Here is a 17,066-nt window from a genome sequence, read left to right as displayed (position 1 = left end):
GGGCAGATAATTCCACGTCTTATGTGATATACATATCTGTTATCAGACAAAGTCAACCCGCCTTCGGACATTTGCATATGGCCAATATCTATCATCCACCTGAACAGCATCCCGGTGACGGTTTGCAGGTATTCTTCTACTACCAGCAATTTTCACCCGATACGCTGACGCCCATGCACAGTCATGTCTGGGGGCAACTGCAACTGAGCCGCGGCGGTTTGATGGAGCTGGTGGCTCAAGGACGGCGCTTTATGTCGTTGTCGCAGTGCGGTATCTGGATCCCGGCCGGAGTAAAGCATGAGAGCTACATGCGCCGCTGCGTGCAGTACAGTTCAATGAATGTGCCACTGGAACTGGCTGCCAGGTTGCCCAAGCATATCTGCCTGCTGGAGTTGAGCCCGATAGCGGAAGCTATTTTGATGGACTTGAACTCAAGAGGTGTCGAGCTGGCACATACACCTGAGGATCAAAGACTGCTTAAGGTGCTGTTGGATCAGCTGAGTCAGGCCAGGGAAGTACAACCCTTTTTACCGGTAACCGACCATCCCATGTTGCAGGCCATAGCTGCCGAGCTGGAAGCCGAGCCTGAGGGCGGACGCAGTTTTGCCGCCTGGGCCGATACCTTAGGTACCACAGAACGTACTTTGGCGCGCTTGTGCCAGGCAAGGCTTGGAATGAACTATACCGAGTGGCGGCAACGCTATCGCTTTATCCACAGTTTGCAGCTGCTGCGACAAGCGATTTCAGTGAAGGAGGTGGCACTGACGTTGGGTTACCACCAGACTTCGCCCTTTATCAGCCTGTTTCGCAAGTACGCAGGTTGTACACCGCAGGCCTACAGGCAACAGCTGGCCCAAGGAAGTGCGCTTGTCTTGCCTTGAAAAAAGGGGCGCCCTAAGGCGCCCAAAAGGTGGCTCGAAACTAAGGAAGGTGCGAACAAGTCCTCGTGGCGCTCTCTTTTGTAGAGAGTGGCTTACACAGCAATTGGCGTTCAAGGCATCTGACTGAAGGCATGCCGGGGCCTGTCGAAGTCGGATAACGCAGAGAGCCCGTTGCAGTGAAAGCCCCGAAGGGCGTGGCTTACAAGCCTGCCTGCTGTGTTGTGTTTCTTGCAAAGGACTAGGGCCATTTGCTGCGAACCACGCCTTGCATTCAGGCCTGTAAGCCGACGCAGAGCACACATGGGACTTATTTGCACCTTCCCTAAGGAGTAGTTTGGGATTACTCCTGATCTGCGCGTTTTTCGCGTTTTTCCCGTCGTTTTTCTTTCAGGGATTTAGTCGGTTTTTTCTTTGCTTTTTCTTTACTCATGAGCGTATCTCCTCTTCAATGACCTCTCTCTACGCCGCCGCTTTGCCAGAGAGAGGGCTGTTTCCCCTTCGACCGACCGGGAAAGAGGCGGTGGCCGTCGAGGATTAAGCCAAACCCCGGATCATCCTGTCCGGGCCATTCACGGCTGAGTTAAACACTTCAAGGCACTGTCTCCTCTTGTTAAGCGTCAATAAGCATGCAATCAGGCCGGCAGGCAGGGCCTTGGCTGGTTCAGGGACAGGATCTGAAACAGCACAGGGCCACCCGGTACATCCACTTCAATCAGATCATCCAGCGTACATCCGAGCAGGGCCTCACCCAGATCGGACAATACAGAGTAGCGGCCGGAGTCGGGATCATGTTGTTGTGGATAAACCAACTCCACCTCCAGAAACTCGCCGGTTTTCAGGTTTTGCAGACGCGCCTTGGTTCCCGGGTGCACCACACCGCCGCCGGGACAGGGCTGTGCCAGCCTGGCGATCACCGATGCCAGGGTCAGTGGCCTCAAAGACACATTGAACGAGTTTTGCAGATAGAGCTGCGATGTTTTGAATGAAAATAGATCTGCCAGTGCAGACAAAGATTTATACACCACCACAACCTCACAGGCTGAAACGGAAAATGAATAGAAAACTTTGCTACTGCCGGATGCGTGGCCGCACCCGGCTTACACTGGAAATGTCAGTGAAGTGCTCTTGAGAGGTAAAGTGTGACTGTACATAATGAGACTCCGCAACATCAATGCAAGTGCAAGCACTTAAAAATAAGGGAAAAAATCTAACTGGCCCTCACCATAGCCCAAGGAGATCGGAAAAGCAAACCCTCATTGGTCACAGCAGATATTGGCCGGGGTCATCTGGGCCAAATTCTCCGGGGGAATGACATAGGGAGGGATGTCCAGTACCAGGTTGCCCCAACGTTGGAACAAGGCCTGGTAGAAATATTCGACAAAGGTACGGCACTTTCTCGGTAGATAGGCGCGTTTGGGGTAGATGAGATTAACAGTGACATGTTCCATGGGAAAATCCTGCAGTATCGGCAACAAGTCTCCCCGCTGCAGCGCATCATGGGCGATCATCATAGGTAGGCTGGCGATTCCAAGGCCATCTATGGCGGCTTCTCTGGCCAGGGTGATATTGTTGACCTGCAAGCGACAGTTGGGGATTATCTCTTGCCACTGCTTGCCATCAAAAATCCGCCAATTGCCATCTATGTAAGGCGATGCCAGGCGTATTCCTCTGTGGTTAAGCAGTTCATCGGGTGTCGTTGGCGTGCCAAACCTCTCTAGATATTCCGGGCTGGCCATCAACACCTTGTGGGCATGTACCAGGCGAAAGTGTTCCAGTCTGGGGTCATCCAATCCCTGGACATGAAACATCACATCGACACCTTCTTCGACCATATCCACCTTGCGGTTGGTCAGCTCGGCTTCTATCTGCATTTGCGGATAGTCTTCCAGAAACCTGGCGATCACAGGACCGAGTGCCTGTTGGCCAAACTCTATCGGGCAAACGATACGCAAATTACCACGGATTGTCTGTTGGCTGGCGCTGAGTTGATCTTCGGCGCTGCGTAAATCTGTGAGTATTTTATTGACTTTGTTGAAGTAAATTGAACCTGCCTCAGTCAGTTTCAGGCTACGTGTGGTGCGCAACAACAGCTGTACCCCTGTGCTGTGCTCCAACTCGGCTATCTTACGGCTGACGGTCGCTTTGGTGATGCCCATCGCCTTGGCTGCGGCAGTAAAGCTTCCTTTATCAACAACTTGCGCAAAAATCTGTACCCGATTGAGATCCATATTATTGTTACACCTGTGAAACAGTGGGTTGAGTGTATGGCATCTAATAAATCTGCTGAGACAGTTGTAAAATACCACTCCAAAATTCAGGAGTCTAATTATGTTGAAGCCCAAGATGCTGATTGGGGGATCTGTGCTACTGGTGGCCATCTTGGGCGGCGGTTGGTACTGGTATCAGCAACTCAGATTTATCGAAACTACAGACAACGCTTATGTTGAAACCGACATTTCTCACCTGAGTGTAAAGGTGCCGGGTTATGTGGTTAAAACCGATATTACAGACAACCAGCACGTAGAAGCAGGGCAGTTGCTGGCACAACTGGAAGACAGTCAGTATCAGGCCAAGTTGTCGCAGGAGCAGGCGGCACTGGACAGTGCCAAAGCCGAATTGACCACTTTGGCTGCCAAGGTCGATCTGCAACAGGCATTGATCACTCAGGCCAAGGCTGGAGTGGTCGCCGCCGAGTCAGATTTGCATCGTGCCCGTCAGCAATTGGAGCGCTCCGAAAAACTCAGACAGAAAAATTACAGTTCCCAGGATGATGTGGATCAACTGACGGCCGCTGCCGATTCTGCCGCGGCTCGTCTGGATGAAGCCAAAGCCGCACTCAATGCCAAAGAGCGGGAACTGGCAGTATTTAATGCCCAATTAACCCAGGCCGAGGCCAAGAGTCAGGAAGCGGGTGCCAGTTTGGAACTGGCTAAAATTCAACTGGCAGATACTCAGGTGCGGGCTCCATTTTCTGGAGTTGTGGGCAAACGCGGCGCCATGGTGGGGCAATACGTCCAGCCGGGGCAGTCGCTGTTCAGTTTGGTGCCGGATGGGGCCGTATGGATCACGGCGAACTTCAAAGAGACCCAGATCCAGCATATGCAGCCCGGTCAGCCGGTGCAGGTAAAGCTCGATGCGTTTCCCGACAAAACCTTTACTGGTGTTATCGATAGCCTGTCACCGGCCTCCGGCGCCAAATTCAGTCTGTTACCGGCGGAAAATGCCACGGGTAACTTTACCAAGATAGTTCAGAGGATCCCGGTAAGGATCCGCCTGCAGTTGGCAGAAGAAGATGCCAGAGTGATGCCCGGACTCAGTGCCGTCGTCAGTGTTGATACTGAGACCGGCGGCACCCTTGATGCCATCGCCCGCCGCTGAAGCCTGAACTCAGATGACTCAAGTTGCAATCACAGCAGCCACTGCCGCGCCGCAGGATGACAGCTATGGACCCGGCTCACGCCGCGCCTGGATAGCCGTATTCGGCGGCCTGATTGGCGCCTTTATGGCGATTCTGGATATTCAGATCACCAATGCGTCGATGAAGGAGATCCAGGGTAGTCTGGGGGCCACGTTGGAAGAGGGATCCTGGATCTCGACCGCCTATCTGGTGGCCGAGATGATAGCCATTCCCCTGTCCGGCTGGTTGAGCACAGGTCTGTCGGTGCGGCGCTATCTGCTTTGGAACGCGCTGGCCTTTATTGTGGCTTCGCTGCTCTGTTCATTTGCCTGGAATTTGGAGGCGATGATCGCCTTTCGGGCACTGCAGGGCTTCTTTGGTGGCGCCCTTATTCCCCTGGCGTTTCGCTTGATTCTCGAATGCTTGCCCACTGAAAAACGCGCCGTCGGTATGGCACTGTTTGGGGTAACGGCAACTTTTGCGCCTTCCATAGGCCCCACTCTGGGCGGCTGGTTGACCGAACACCTCAGTTGGCACTATCTGTTTTACATTAATCTTCCTCCTGGCTTGGTGGTGATGGCCATGTTGGCCTACGGTTTGGAGAAGAAGCCGATTCTCTGGGACAAACTCAGCAACGCCGACTATTCAGGGATAGTGACTATGGCGCTGGGGATGGGATGCCTGGAAGTGGTGTTGGAGGAGGGTAATCGCAAGGATTGGTTTGGCTCGGATCTGATCCGTAATCTGGCCATCATAGCGGCAATCAATATCTGCCTGTTTATCTGGATTCAGCTGCGCAAGTCTGCACCTTTGGTGAATTTAAGGCTTCTTGGGCAGAGAGACTTTGCTATTTCTACCTTAGCCTATTTCCTATTGGGGGCGGCGCTGTTTGGTGCCATCTATATGATCCCGCTGTTTCTGTCGCAGCTACATGACTACAGCCCGTTGGAAATCGGTGAGGTCATTATGTGGATGGGATTTCCACAGCTCCTGGTGTTGCCTCTGGTGCCGAGACTAATGCAGAAAGTTGACGGCCGTTACCTGGCGGCGTTCGGTTTTGCCATGTTGGCGCTCAGCTATTACATGAACAGCCATATGACCATGGATTATGCCGGACCGCAAATGATAGCGTCGCAGGTAGTTAGAGCCTTGGGACAGCCCTTTATCATGGTGCCGATTGGGATCCTGGCGACCATGCATCTCAAGCCTGAGCAAACGCCATCTGCGTCGACCGTGCTCAATGTCGTGCGCAACCTGGGCGGCGCCTTTGGGATTGCGCTGGTGGCGACTCTGACAGACAACCTTTCCAGAATGCATCTGGCGCATATCAAGGAAACCGTGCCCGCAGTGAGTGCCGGAGCCTATGAGGCGCTCAACGCCAACGCGGCGCTGTTGCAGGCAGCCGGCTCAGATCCGGTCACGGCTTCGGCACAAGCCAAGGCCTTATTGGCGCAGACCATGACCCAACAAGCCTATGTACAGGCCTACAACGATGTGTTTTTTATCATGGGCTGCCTGTTGGTTCTTGCCGTGGTGGCCGTGCTGTCTATCCGTAAGGCGGCACCTCAGGCGTAATCCGAAACATTTTCTTCATACCCTTTGGCCCGCCCCGTTGCGGGCATTTTTTTGCGCCGGATTTCAGACTGGTGTAGGCTGAGTTCCCGATAAATAACAGAGTACTATCCGTGCAGTGGCAATTATTACCCTTTGCTGAGTTAACCTTGGACACCCTCTATGAATTGATGAAACTCAGGGTGGATATCTTTGTGGTAGAGCAAAATTGTCCCTACCCAGAGTTGGATGAAAAAGACAGAGCGGCTGGGGCCATGCACCTGCTTGGCCGCAGCAGTTCCGGGGAGCTGTTGGCCTATGCCAGGCTGCTGCCTGCCGGGGTCAGTTATTCCCAGGTCAGTATCGGCCGGGTGGCCGTTGCGGCCAAGGCCCGAGGTGGTGGCCGTGCCAGACAGCTGATGCAGGAAGCGATTGGCGGCTGCCATAAGCTGTGGCCCGCTGAAGATATCAAGATTGGTGCGCAGGAGTATCTGCGGGCGTTTTATCAGAGTTTGGGGTTTGAAGCGGTTTCAGAGGTCTATCTGGAAGATGGCATTCCCCATCTGGATATGTTGTTGCACTCTCAAAAGAAGGACACTTGAATGTCGTTATATCGTATAAACCAGCGTCAAATCGTTTGTGTGGCCAGCTTTCTGGCCAAGCCGGGTAAAGAGCAGGCCTTGATTGAGGCTCTGGGAGCGCTGATCCCGGACACCCGCAAGGAGGATGGCTGCATTCGCTACGAATTGAACCAGAGCCGCGACGAGCCGCGCAGGATCACTTTCATTGAGAAGTTTGTCGACATCGAATCTTTCGACCAGCACTGCGCCAAAGACGCCATCCAGCACTATTTCCATCAGCAGATGCCTGAGCTGGTAGAGTCCCATCACGTAGAGACTTATCAGGAAATCATCGTCTGATATTTCTGGTATGAGTTGAAAACAGCTGCAACTAAAAATGCCCCGTTAGGGGCATTTTTCAGGCTCGGAGGCGAATATCCGGTTGCAAGTCCAGCTCACCTGCCGAGGAGATGGTCGCCAGCTGCGCATGCTGAGCTATGATGGCCAAGGGGCCACTGAGCAGGTTACGTACAAACAGCAAGCGATAACCATATCCCTGTAAGCGATAGAAGGCGAGTTGTTGCTCGGCAGTCATGGCATGCCAATGAATGCTATTGCTGACCTGCTCAGCATCCGGCTTTCGTCTGTCAGGTACTTGTGTGGCAATCATAGTGATTCTTACCCCAGGTTGGCACTCGCGGACTATAAGGCGCTGCAGTTGTTACGTATTCGGCTAATATAACAGGCTTGCACGGGGTAAAATATGACTTTGGGCAAAAAATATGCAAATTAGTGCTTCGGGATTAGCATCAGGGCTTAAGCCTGCCGCCTCCGGTAACAGGGGCAAAATCGATTGAGTCATAAACAAGGAGCAGCATGTTGTCATATATTGAACCTGTGTTTCGGCCGCCATCGGAGTGGAAATCTCTCATACTGCAGGTGACCAATGGTTGCAGCTGGAATCGCTGCGCCTTTTGCGACATGTATACCCAGGAGCAGAAGCGCTTCAGGGCGTTCAAGTTGGAAAAGGTGGAAGCAGACCTGCGCCGGGTAGCGGCTTCCGGCGCCGAGGTGAACCGGGTGTTTCTGGCCGATGGTGATGCCATGACGTTGCCGTTTGCCAGGCTGGAACAGATTTGTGAGCTTATTCATCACTACTTGCCCAATGTCAGTCGCATCAGCAGCTATTGTTTGCCGCGCAACCTAGACAACAAGAGTGTGGAGCAGCTACTGCGGTTGCGGCAACTCAAGTTGTCCTTGCTGTATGTCGGTTGCGAGAGTGGTGATGATCAGGTGCTGACCCGTATCGGCAAGGGTGAGAGTTACGCCTCCTCGCTGGCGGCACTGGAGAAAATTCGTGCCTCCGGAATAAAGTCATCTGTGATGATACTCAATGGTCTGGGTGGCGTGGCTTTATCAAAGCAACACGCACTTAATTCGGCGCGACTGATGAATGCCGCGCAGCCGGATTATCTCAGCACCCTGGTGGTGACCCTGCCACTTGGCAAGGAAAGAATGGATAGTGCGTTTGATGGCGACTTTCAAATGCCGGACCAAAGACAACTGTTGCAGGAGATGCGTTATTTACTGCAGGCGCTGGAGTTAGATCAGACCATTTTCCGCTCGGATCATGCTTCCAATTATTTGGTGTTGAAAGGCATACTTGGGCGGGATAAGGCCAGGTTGTTGGCGACGGTTGAGGAGGCGCTCGCAGGACGCTTCGCCCTGCGAGCGGAGTGGCAAAGAGGCTTGTGATCAGTCTTCTTGCCGCTCAGTGATCCTTATGTCCCGTGCCGGACAGGGGATCTGGATCCCTGCTTGTTGCAACCCTTGCCAGATTTGCAGGTTTATTTGGTATTTGTCCTGGAAATAGCTGGCAGTTGGAACCCAATAGCGCACACCTATATCTATGCCTGTGCTGTTGAAACCATTGATACCCACCTGTGATGGGGAGTTGGCATCGACACTGGGATGGCTGCCGAGCACCGCCTGGGCTACGGCTATCGCCTGCTGGGGATCGGCTTTATAGTCGATATTGAAGTGGGTTTCTACCAATTTGTTGGCAAAGGAGTTGTGCAGTATCTCGCCGATAATGTGTTTGTTGGGAATACTGATCTGCTCGCCCTCCTCGTTGGTGAGTATGGTCAGCCCCAGGCGAATATCCTTGACAAGGCCTGTGACGCCTTTGACCGTAATGGTATTGCCCACGATAAAGGGACGGGTGACAATAATGGTCACCCCGGCGGCATAGTTGGACAACATGCCCTGAATCGCCAAACCGGCGCCCAGTGACGCGGCACCTATGGCTGCCACCATGGGGGTGACGCTGATCCCCAGTTTGCCCAAGGCGATGATGGCAATCATTATGATGATCAGTATCCGCACCAAATGAGTGACAAAAGTGGCCAGAGTGACGTCGACATTGTGTTTTTCCAACTGGCGGCTGACTGTGTTGGCTACCTTGGCGGCCAGCCACAGTCCCAGCAGAAAGATGATCAGTGCTCCCAAGAGTTGGAAGCTGTATTTCACTAAAAACTCGGTTATCAGATCATAGACATTTTGCAGCTGTGCCAACTCCAGCTCCAACCCGGTATTCTTCATTGCTTGGCTCCTTTCCTGAAATGCCGCAAGATATGGAAACAATATTCCTGAGTCATGTCACTCACTTGTATTCAATAACAGGGTATTCTGCCTCTTTGTTGTGGCAAATTAAAAGGGAACTATATGAGGTCTTTTGCAATACTGCTCTCTCTGTGTCTGACCATGCTGGCCAGCCCTATGATCCAGGCTTCCGAATATGCCGTGGGTGACACGCTGAAACCGATTTCACTGCAGGATCAACATGAAGCCGCCATGGTGTTGGACACTTCAGCCAAGTATCTATTGTTTGGCCGCAGCATGAAAGGTGGTGAGATCATCAAAACCGCACTCGAAGGCCGCGATAATCAGGCGTTGCAGCAGGCGGGTATCTTTTATCTGGCGGATATCAGCGGTATGCCATCCTTGATTGCCAAATTTGTTGCCATCCCACAGATGCGGGATCTGAGTTTCAGTATTGCCCTGGACAAAGAGGGGGAGATCAGCAAATTACTGCCCGCCGCCAATGATGCCGCCAGCCTGATCTCTCTGGACCAGTTGACCATCACCAAGCTGCAATACTTTGATGATGCCGAAGCCCTGAAGCAGGCTCTCAAAGACGCCGGGCTGCAAGACTGAGCCCTTCGCAGCTCGAGCTTCAGCCGAGCTGCAGACTCAACATACTGATAGCCCCCATCTCCAGGCTGTTGTTGAACAGCAGCCTGCGCTCTCCGGGGAAGGCACTTCCCAACAAGTAAAACAGTGGCTGCAGATGCTCATCTGTTGGATGACACAGCTCGGCCGTGTCGGCATCGACCAAAGTTTTGTAGTCCTGCAGCGCCTGATCTTCTTCAGCTATTAAACCCTCGGTAACCGCCTGGTTAAACCGGGATGCCCAAGGCAATGGTGGGCTGCCTGGTGCCAAGGCGCGCAGATTGTGGACCACATTGCCTGAACCTATGATCAGTACGCCTTGCTCGCGCCAGCGCCTTAACTCGCGTCCAACTTGGAACTGCTGCTGCGCTCTGAGGTTTTGATCCAGACTCAATTGAAATACCGGAATATCGGCCTCGGGGTAAAGGTGGACCAAGGCCGACCAACTGCCATGATCCAACCCTTGCGAGTCGATACGAGTGACAGGAATGCTCAGACTGGCAGCAATTTGCTCCGCCAACTCCGGCGCGCCGGCGGCCGGGTACTGCATGGCAAAGAGCTCGGCGGGAAAACCGCCGAAATCATGTATGGTTTGCGGCCGGCTTGCAGTGGAAATTGCGGTGCCCCGTGTCAGCCAATGGGCCGAAATTAACAATATCGCTCTGGGCCTGGGAAGTGTTTGTCCCAGCTCTTGCCACTGCTTTGTGGTGGTGTTGTTTTGCAAGGCGTTCATCGGGCTGCCATGGCCCAGAAACAGCGCCGGCATTATCTGTGTCGCGGACATAGAGTCTCCAAATCAGCGGTAGGATGCAGTATGCAGTTCCTGACATATCTGCATTCAGCTTACCCGGATGCTCGATTGAAAATAATCGCAAAATACTCGCCATACTCTTCCATTAAATCGAATATCCCGTGCTCTCTTGCTTGCCGCTATGCTTTAGGTACCAGATTCGTTTCCGGTAGCTGCTTGCACCAAGCGCTCTAAAGCGAGTAGCAATCATGGTGTATATTTGAGGGTGAAAGTAGTAATTGTATGATTCTTAATGCTTTTATTTTGTATTTGCTGTGGTTTGAATTTGCGGAATAAAAAATTGATTTTAATGTATAAAAATTCATTGCGTGAGAGGCGGAAATAGCGTTTACTGCGCTGGATTTTAACCCGCTTCGGCGAGGCTGTTCGCCGTACTTGAATGTCGAGGAGACACAGGGCCAATGAGCCAATTTCAATCTATTGATGTTGCTGATTACTATGACAATGAAACCTTTGAGCGTATCAAAGCTTTTGCCAGTGATAAGGTGACACCTTTTGTGGTGATAGATACCAAGATCATCGCGAAACAGTATGATGATATGGTGCAGAGCTTTCCCTTTGCCAGCGTTTATTATGCAGTGAAGGCCAACCCGGCACCTGAGATCCTCAGCTTGCTGCGAGATAAAGGGGCCAATTTTGACATAGCTTCCATCTATGAGCTGGATATGGTGATGGAGTTGGGTGTTTCCCCTGAGCGGATAAGCTATGGCAACACCATTAAAAAACGCAAGGATGTCAGAGCCTTCTACCAGCGTGGCGTGACTATGTTTGCCTCCGACTCAGAGGCCGATCTGCGGATGATTGCCGAAGAAGCCCCTGGGGCCAAGGTCTATGTGCGGATCCTTACCGAAGGTACAGAAACCGCCGATTGGCCGTTGTCGCGTAAGTTTGGCTGCCAGAACGAGATGGCCTACGAGCTTTTGGTACTCGCCAATGAGTTAGGGCTAAAGCCCTATGGCTTGTCGTTCCATGTGGGTTCACAGCAGCGGGACATAGGGGCTTGGGATGCGGCAATCGGCAAGGTTAAGGTGATCTTTGACAGGCTCAAAGAGGAGCACGGCATAGTGCTGGAGATGATCAATATGGGCGGCGGCTTTCCGGCCAACTATATCGACAGGACCAATAGTCTCACCACTTACGCCGAGCAGATCATTCACTTCCTCAAAGAGGATTTTGGTGAGCAGTTGCCCAAGATAGTTTTGGAACCCGGGCGCTCCTTGATTGCCAATGCCGGTGTGCTGGTCTCTGAGGTGGTATTGATCAGCCGCAAGTCCAACACGGCACTGGAGCGCTGGGTATTTACCGATGTCGGTAAGTTTTCCGGGTTGATTGAGACTATGGACGAAGCGATTAAGTTTCCGATTTACACTGAGGCTCAAGGGGAGCTGCAACCTTGCGTCATTGCCGGGCCTACCTGTGATAGCGCCGATATCATGTATGAACAGTACAGTTACGGTTTGCCAGAGGATCTGGCCATAGGTGACAGGCTCTATTGGTTGACCACAGGCGCTTATACCACCACATATTCGGCGGTGTGCTTCAATGGTTTCCCACCCTTGCAAGACTACTATTTGTAATCTCGGCCAAGAGTGAGGTTTTAGCTGAGATTGATTTCAACAGGGCGCCAAGTGGCGCCCTGTCTGTTTTGGATTAACCGTTGGCTTTGAGAATGTCGTACAGCTGTTCTTTCAGCTCCAGTTTGCGCTTTTTCATCTCTTTGACTTCTTGGGTATATTCACTGGAAAGCTGCTGCTCCTTATTCTTTATCTCTTTATCCAGCAGATTGTGTTCTTCAAAAAGCTTCTGAAAATGGCTATCGCTGCTCTTGAGACTGGTGATCAGATCGCGGTATTCCGGAAACATTGGCGCACTCCTGTTGGCTGGGGGATTATTGTTAACCCTAACCTGTTTGGGATGACGAATATGTGACCTTGATCAATGGAAAGATTAACCGTTTGGTGGAGGTGAGTGAGGCCTTTTACTGCTATGCTTTCGAACAATCTGTTGTAAAACCAGTCAGACAATCGTGGTTAACTTGGTAACTCTATTACGGCTGATTATTTAATTATTGCCGTAAAATCTGTGATCAAGTTAATCTTATCCGCTTCCATACTGGGATAGAGTCTCGGTAAGACGAATTTTATAATCAAAATTGAAAGGGGTTTTCACTATGGCTGATGTATTTCACTTGGGTTTGACCAAGCAGATGTTGGATGGCGCCACACTGGCTATCGTGCCTGGCGATCCTGAACGAGTTAAACGTATCGCTGAACTGATGGACAAGCCGACTTTCCTGGCCAGCCATCGTGAGTACACCAGCTATCTGGCTTATCTTGATGGTAAGCCGGTAGTGATTTGCTCTACCGGTATCGGTGGTCCTTCGACTTCCATCGCGGTGGAAGAATTGGCGCAACTGGGAGTTAATACTTTCCTGCGTGTCGGTACCACAGGTGCAATTCAGCCTCACGTGAATGTGGGTGATGTGATTGTGACTCAGGCTTCTGTGCGTCTCGATGGTGCCAGTTTGCACTTTGCGCCAATGGAGTTCCCTGCGGTGGCTAACTTTGAATGTACCACTGCCATGGTTGCCGCCTGTCGTGATGCCGGTATTGAACCACACATTGGGGTTACTGCCTCATCTGATACCTTCTACCCGGGTCAGGAACGCTATGATACCGTTAGTGGCCGGGTAACCCGCCGTTTTGCCGGTTCAATGAAAGAGTGGCAGGAAATGGGCGTACTCAATTATGAAATGGAGTCGGCGACTCTGTTCACCATGTGTGCCTCTCAAGGCTGGCGCGCCGCTTGTGTCGCCGGTGTGATTGTCAACCGTACCCAGCAAGAGATCCCCAATGAGGCAACCATGAAACAAACTGAAGTCAGTGCGGTTTCCATTGTGGTCAACGCCGCCAGAAAACTGCTGGCCTGATTAGGTAAAAAATGGAAAAGGCGCTCACTGAGCGCCTTTTTAATGAACCATGATCCGGCTCAGAAATGATATTGAGCTATCACCGAATAGGTGTTCTGGTCGACACCGTCCACACCATACTTGTTCTGCCAGTAATCATACTCGATACCTACCAGAAACTTATCCTTCTTGGCTTCGCCAAAAAGCACTGCGCCCAGGTCGTATTTGATCTGGGGGTTGATATGGATATTTTCTTTATAGCCGTCTTCATTGGCGGCAAATACCCAGTCGATAAAGCCATCGAAGACAATCTTGCTGTTGCCCACGGGAATGTCCATGCGGAACACAGGAGTCAACTGCCAGCCATCGCTGATATTGGCGCTGTTTTGGGCATCACGGCGATAGGTGTTCAGCTGGAAATAGGTGAAGTAGGGCAGCTTGAGGTCCATACCTATACCGTAGAGCAGTGTTTCCACCGGGCCTTCGCCCTCTTCGAGTGTCAGCGCCAGTGACAGATCCGTCACTGGGCCAAAGCCCACAGGTTTGCCGAGAATTTTACCGGCGCTGAAGCGAGTAGAAATCTCGCCATAGGTGGTGCTGTCCTTACCGCCATTGTGGCCGTTGAAATTGATAAAGTCTTGAAACACAAACCAATCGCCGTATTTCCAACCGCCGGCGGTTTCCAGGGTAAAAGTGGTTTGCTTATCCGATGGTGCCAGGTCGTAATCCTGGCCATAGAGCGCAGTGATATTGACATCCCACCATTGCACCAGAGGTTCGCTGAATGCTTGAGGTGAGAACAACAGAGCTGCGCACAGGCAGATTTTTTTCATCTTAGAGTATCCCTTTGGTAGAGTCAGAAGCAGTTTGCTGTTGTGCCGGCGGCTATCTGTTGGCAAAACGTTTTACCAAGGCTGAATTCTGTGATTCGATTGCCGGTCAAAAAGCCATGGCAATATAGGGAAAAACGGCGTCGGACTCAAAGCTTTTTTAACCTGTTGAAACGGTCGTTGAATAATGACATTTTTTGATTTAATTCAATTGATTGGAAAGGTAAATCAAATAATTTCCAACAGCTTTGACTCACAAAGATGTAAAGAAAAGTTGAATTTTGTGAGCTGAAAGTCATTTGGTCAGCGAATCCTGAAGGTATCAATTGATTCAAGTTGACATATTATGTCGCCAAGGGATGCAACTGCTGATATAGTGCCAAGATGGACACTTGATTTCTGGGGGAGGGATATATGGCGTCTTCGGATCCCATGCTTTATTGGGCCTTAATCGGTATAGTGCTGATGCTGGCTGAACTGATACTGCCTGGCGGGATAGTGGTATTTCTCGGTGCAGCCTGTTTATTGGTAGCCGGGGCTACCTGGGTGGGTTTGGTCGAGGGCTGGGCACAAAGCCTGACCCTGTGGTTTATCTCCTCAATCGTTTTGCTGTTGAGCTTCAGGCAACTGACTCAACGTTTGGTGGGAGGCGACTCTCACGTTGGCAATACCGACGAGGAGCTGGATCTGTTTAATCTGCCGGCCCGGGTCAAGGAAACCATTGGGCCGGGTGAAAAAACCGGTCGCATCGAATTTCAGGGGGCGGATTGGCCCGCACTGGGAGACGGCTCGGAGATCCCGGTCGGCACCAGAGTGAAGGTTATCTGTCGCGATAATATTGCTCTGGTAGTGGAACCACTCGACGACTCTGAATAATCAATCAAGCAGGAAGGACTCTATGTTTGCATTTACCATTTTTATACTTTTTGTTCTGTTCATTCTCTATAAGCTGATGTTGATTGTGCCCATGCGTGAGGTGCATGTCATTGAGCGTTTGGGGAAATTCCGTACTGTACTGCAGCCGGGCTTTCACTTTTTAATTCCCTTCTTCGATCGAGTCGCTTATCGACACGATACCCGTGAGCAGGTGCTTGATGTACCGCCGCAGAGCTGTATTTCCAAGGACAATATCCAGCTGGAAGTTGACGGCCTGGTTTATCTCAAGGTGATGGACGGCAAGCTGGCCAGCTATGGTATTGAAGATTATCGTCTGGCGGCGGTAAACCTGGCACAAACCACAATGCGTTCCGAGATAGGTAAACTGACTCTGAGCCAGACCTTTTCCGAGCGTGATGCGCTCAACGAGGCGATTGTCCGCGAAATCGACAAGGCGTCCGATCCTTGGGGGATCAAGATGCTCAGATATGAGATCAAAAATATCAGCCCATCCAGGCATGTGATCCACACCCTGGAGAAGCAGATGGAAGCCGAGCGTCGCAAGCGCGCCGAAATCACCCTGGCCAGCGCCGAGAAAGAGGCGATGATCAACCTGTCTCAGGGTGAGCGCCAGGAAGCGATTAACATCTCTGAGGGCCAGAAGCAGAAGCGCATCAACGAGGCTCAGGGTACGGCGCAGGAGATTGCGATTGTTGCCAACGCCCAGGCCGAGAGTATGGCCATGGTTGCCAAGGCGCTGGCGGTCAACGGCGGCAACGAGGCGATGAACATGCAGCTGAAGGAACAGTTTATCGAACAGGTCGGTGAGATATTGCAGAAGGCAGATATCTCTGTGGTTCCTACTGAACTGGCAAAGATGGAAGGTTTTTTCGAGGGTATTCAGCAAGTCAGCAATACTGCTGCCGGTAGCAAAGGAGCGCGCAAATGAATCTGGGACAGATAGATACCGACATGATAGTACTGGGGATCTGGGGGCTTATCTTCCTGATCTTTATCGTCAAGCTGTTTCAGTCGATTCGCTTGGTGCCAACTAAATCTGCCTATATCGTGGAGCGTTTGGGTAAATACCATATGACTCTGGATGCCGGCTTCCACGCTTTGTTGCCTTTTATCGATAAGGTCGCCTATATCCATGACCTGAAAGAAGAAACCATAGATGTGCCGCCTCAGGAGTGCTTCTCCAGCGACGAGGTGAATGTCGAGGTGGATGGGGTTATCTATATTTCTGTGGTGGACCCGGTCAAGGCCAGTTACGGGGTAACCGATTACCGTTATGCGGCCATTCAACTGGCGCAGACAACCACCCGCTCTGTGATAGGCACTCTGGAGCTGGACCGCACCTTTGAAGAGCGCGACTTGATTAGTGCCAAGGTGGTAGAGGTACTGGATCAGGCCGGTGCCACCTGGGGGATTCGGGTGCATAGATATGAGATCAAGAATATTACGCCGCCGGAAACCGTGAAAAATGCCATGGAGATGCAGGTCAATGCCGAGCGTGAACGCCGGGCATTGCTGGCCAAGAGTGAAGGTGATAAGCAGAGTAAGATCAATCGTTCCGAGGGTTTGAAGCAGGAGATGATCAACCACTCAGAGGGTGAGATGCAACGCCGAATCAACGAGGCCGAAGGTAAGGCCGAGGAGATACTGGCGATTGCCCGCGCTACTGCAGATTCGATAGAGAAGTTGGCCGAAGTTATCGCTGCGCCCGGTGGCAAAAACGCGCTGCGGATGCAACTGGGTGAGCAGTATCTGGCGCAGCTCAGCGGTCTGAGTAAGCCTGGCAGCAAGATAGTCCTGCCGGGGAATATGGTGGACTTTGAATCCTGGATGGCCTCAATTGGGCTGACGGAAGAGAAGGCCCCTGACGCTTGATAAGCTAGCTGGATCAAAAAAGCCGCTCTTGGAGTAATGCCGTTCACTTAGTGTGAACGGCATTTTTCTTAGGCTTAATGGGATACTTGTTTTTACTCATTTTTAACGCACGTGGATAGGCTCTATCC

General features: G+C 51.8%; 19 protein-coding genes. 12 read left to right on the top strand and 7 right to left on the bottom strand.

All coding sequences use genetic code 11. From position 1 onward, the window contains the following. Positions 1-77: 77 nt before the first annotated feature. A complete protein-coding gene (locus ACMHXI_RS01185; RefSeq protein WP_208143191.1) occupies positions 78-881 on the top strand; it encodes an AraC family transcriptional regulator in 804 nt (267 codons plus the stop codon). 632 nt (positions 882-1,513) lie between these two features. Here the strand turns inward: ACMHXI_RS01185 and ACMHXI_RS01180 are convergent. Together ACMHXI_RS01180 and ACMHXI_RS01175 are read right to left on the bottom strand one after the other, a co-directional pair. Then, positions 1,514-1,891, bottom strand: coding sequence for a GreA/GreB family elongation factor (locus ACMHXI_RS01180; protein WP_028781376.1), 378 nt, complete (start codon positions 1,889-1,891; stop codon positions 1,514-1,516). Between the two features lie 243 nt (positions 1,892-2,134). Continuing rightward, positions 2,135-3,109: a LysR family transcriptional regulator gene (locus ACMHXI_RS01175; RefSeq protein ID WP_208128944.1), complete on the bottom strand. Its 975-nt coding sequence runs from the start codon at positions 3,107-3,109 to the stop codon at positions 2,135-2,137. A 100-nt stretch (positions 3,110-3,209) separates the two neighbouring features. On the opposite strand from ACMHXI_RS01175, the gene ACMHXI_RS01170 reads away from it, so the two are divergent. The 4 genes from ACMHXI_RS01170 to ACMHXI_RS01155 all read left to right on the top strand — a co-directional run bounded on the left by ACMHXI_RS01170 (position 3,210) and on the right by ACMHXI_RS01155 (position 6,749). After that, positions 3,210-4,259, top strand: coding sequence for an HlyD family secretion protein (locus tag ACMHXI_RS01170; protein ID WP_109247134.1), 1,050 nt, complete (start codon positions 3,210-3,212; stop codon positions 4,257-4,259). A 13-nt stretch (positions 4,260-4,272) separates the two neighbouring features. Further along, positions 4,273-5,853 carry a DHA2 family efflux MFS transporter permease subunit gene (locus tag ACMHXI_RS01165; RefSeq protein ID WP_101058368.1) on the top strand — a complete coding sequence of 527 codons (1,581 nt, stop codon included), beginning with the start codon at positions 4,273-4,275 and terminating at the stop codon, positions 5,851-5,853. A 110-nt stretch (positions 5,854-5,963) separates the two neighbouring features. Further along, the gene (locus ACMHXI_RS01160; RefSeq protein WP_025011548.1) at positions 5,964-6,431 is read left to right on the top strand and encodes a GNAT family N-acetyltransferase; all 468 of its coding nucleotides are present in this window, start codon (positions 5,964-5,966) and stop codon (positions 6,429-6,431) included. Then, positions 6,432-6,749: a putative quinol monooxygenase gene (locus ACMHXI_RS01155; RefSeq protein ID WP_025889955.1), complete on the top strand. Its 318-nt coding sequence runs from the start codon at positions 6,432-6,434 to the stop codon at positions 6,747-6,749. Positions 6,750-6,807: 58 nt separating this feature from the next. Here ACMHXI_RS01155 and ACMHXI_RS01150 read toward each other — a convergent pair whose 3' ends face one another. Next, positions 6,808-7,059 carry a hypothetical protein gene (locus tag ACMHXI_RS01150; protein WP_025888228.1) on the bottom strand — a complete coding sequence of 84 codons (252 nt, stop codon included), beginning with the start codon at positions 7,057-7,059 and terminating at the stop codon, positions 6,808-6,810. Between the two features lie 206 nt (positions 7,060-7,265). On the opposite strand from ACMHXI_RS01150, the gene ACMHXI_RS01145 reads away from it, so the two are divergent. Then, entirely contained in the window at positions 7,266-8,144 is an 879-nt protein-coding gene (locus ACMHXI_RS01145) for a radical SAM protein (RefSeq protein WP_144224417.1), read from the top strand. Here ACMHXI_RS01145 and ACMHXI_RS01140 read toward each other — a convergent pair whose 3' ends face one another. Next, positions 8,145-8,990 (bottom strand): mechanosensitive ion channel family protein, encoded by an 846-nt coding sequence (locus ACMHXI_RS01140; RefSeq protein WP_096141147.1) that lies wholly within the window; start codon positions 8,988-8,990, stop codon positions 8,145-8,147. Positions 8,991-9,113: 123 nt separating this feature from the next. Between ACMHXI_RS01140 and ACMHXI_RS01135 the strand changes: the two genes are divergently transcribed. Further along, on the top strand, positions 9,114-9,605 hold the full coding sequence (locus ACMHXI_RS01135; protein ID WP_144224415.1) for a hypothetical protein: 492 nt from the start codon (positions 9,114-9,116) through the stop codon (positions 9,603-9,605). Between the two features lie 19 nt (positions 9,606-9,624). On the opposite strand, the gene ygiD is transcribed toward ACMHXI_RS01135, so the two are convergent. Then, on the bottom strand, positions 9,625-10,404 hold the full coding sequence (gene ygiD / locus ACMHXI_RS01130; RefSeq protein ID WP_413733786.1) for a 4,5-DOPA dioxygenase extradiol: 780 nt from the start codon (positions 10,402-10,404) through the stop codon (positions 9,625-9,627). Between the two features lie 428 nt (positions 10,405-10,832). Between ygiD and ACMHXI_RS01125 the strand changes: the two genes are divergently transcribed. Beyond that, on the top strand, positions 10,833-12,008 hold the full coding sequence (locus tag ACMHXI_RS01125; RefSeq protein ID WP_025888233.1) for a type III PLP-dependent enzyme: 1,176 nt from the start codon (positions 10,833-10,835) through the stop codon (positions 12,006-12,008). A 73-nt stretch (positions 12,009-12,081) separates the two neighbouring features. On the opposite strand, the gene ACMHXI_RS01120 is transcribed toward ACMHXI_RS01125, so the two are convergent. Continuing rightward, entirely contained in the window at positions 12,082-12,294 is a 213-nt protein-coding gene (locus ACMHXI_RS01120; protein ID WP_044735317.1) for a YdcH family protein, read from the bottom strand. 307 nt (positions 12,295-12,601) lie between these two features. On the opposite strand from ACMHXI_RS01120, the gene udp reads away from it, so the two are divergent. Then, positions 12,602-13,360, top strand: a complete 759-nt coding sequence (udp, locus tag ACMHXI_RS01115; protein WP_025011557.1) for a uridine phosphorylase — start codon at positions 12,602-12,604, stop codon at positions 13,358-13,360. A gap of 59 nt (positions 13,361-13,419) precedes the next feature. Here the strand turns inward: udp and ACMHXI_RS01110 are convergent, their stop codons facing one another. Further along, on the bottom strand, positions 13,420-14,172 hold the full coding sequence (locus ACMHXI_RS01110; protein ID WP_144224413.1) for an outer membrane protein OmpK: 753 nt from the start codon (positions 14,170-14,172) through the stop codon (positions 13,420-13,422). A gap of 411 nt (positions 14,173-14,583) precedes the next feature. On the opposite strand from ACMHXI_RS01110, the gene ACMHXI_RS01105 reads away from it, so the two are divergent. Genes ACMHXI_RS01105 through ACMHXI_RS01095 form a run of 3 tightly spaced genes read left to right on the top strand, consistent with a single transcriptional unit; the run spans position 14,584 to position 16,938 of the window. Continuing rightward, a complete protein-coding gene (locus ACMHXI_RS01105) occupies positions 14,584-15,045 on the top strand; it encodes an NfeD family protein (protein WP_093981954.1) in 462 nt (153 codons plus the stop codon). A 22-nt stretch (positions 15,046-15,067) separates the two neighbouring features. Next, the gene (locus ACMHXI_RS01100) at positions 15,068-15,994 is read left to right on the top strand and encodes an SPFH domain-containing protein (RefSeq protein ID WP_025011560.1); all 927 of its coding nucleotides are present in this window, start codon (positions 15,068-15,070) and stop codon (positions 15,992-15,994) included. Continuing rightward, positions 15,991-16,938, top strand: a complete 948-nt coding sequence (locus ACMHXI_RS01095) for an SPFH domain-containing protein (protein ID WP_044735315.1) — start codon at positions 15,991-15,993, stop codon at positions 16,936-16,938. The genes ACMHXI_RS01100 and ACMHXI_RS01095 overlap by 4 nt, the downstream gene beginning before the upstream one ends. The last annotated feature ends 128 nt before the right edge of the window (positions 16,939-17,066 follow it).

It is taken from the genome of Shewanella sp. BJSY2023SW005, from assembly GCF_047314585.1.
In the GTDB taxonomy this organism is placed as follows: domain Bacteria; phylum Pseudomonadota; class Gammaproteobacteria; order Enterobacterales; family Shewanellaceae; genus Shewanella; species Shewanella algae.
Note: the sequence above shows the minus strand (reverse complement) of the source record. Positions and strands in the feature narration are given on the sequence as shown.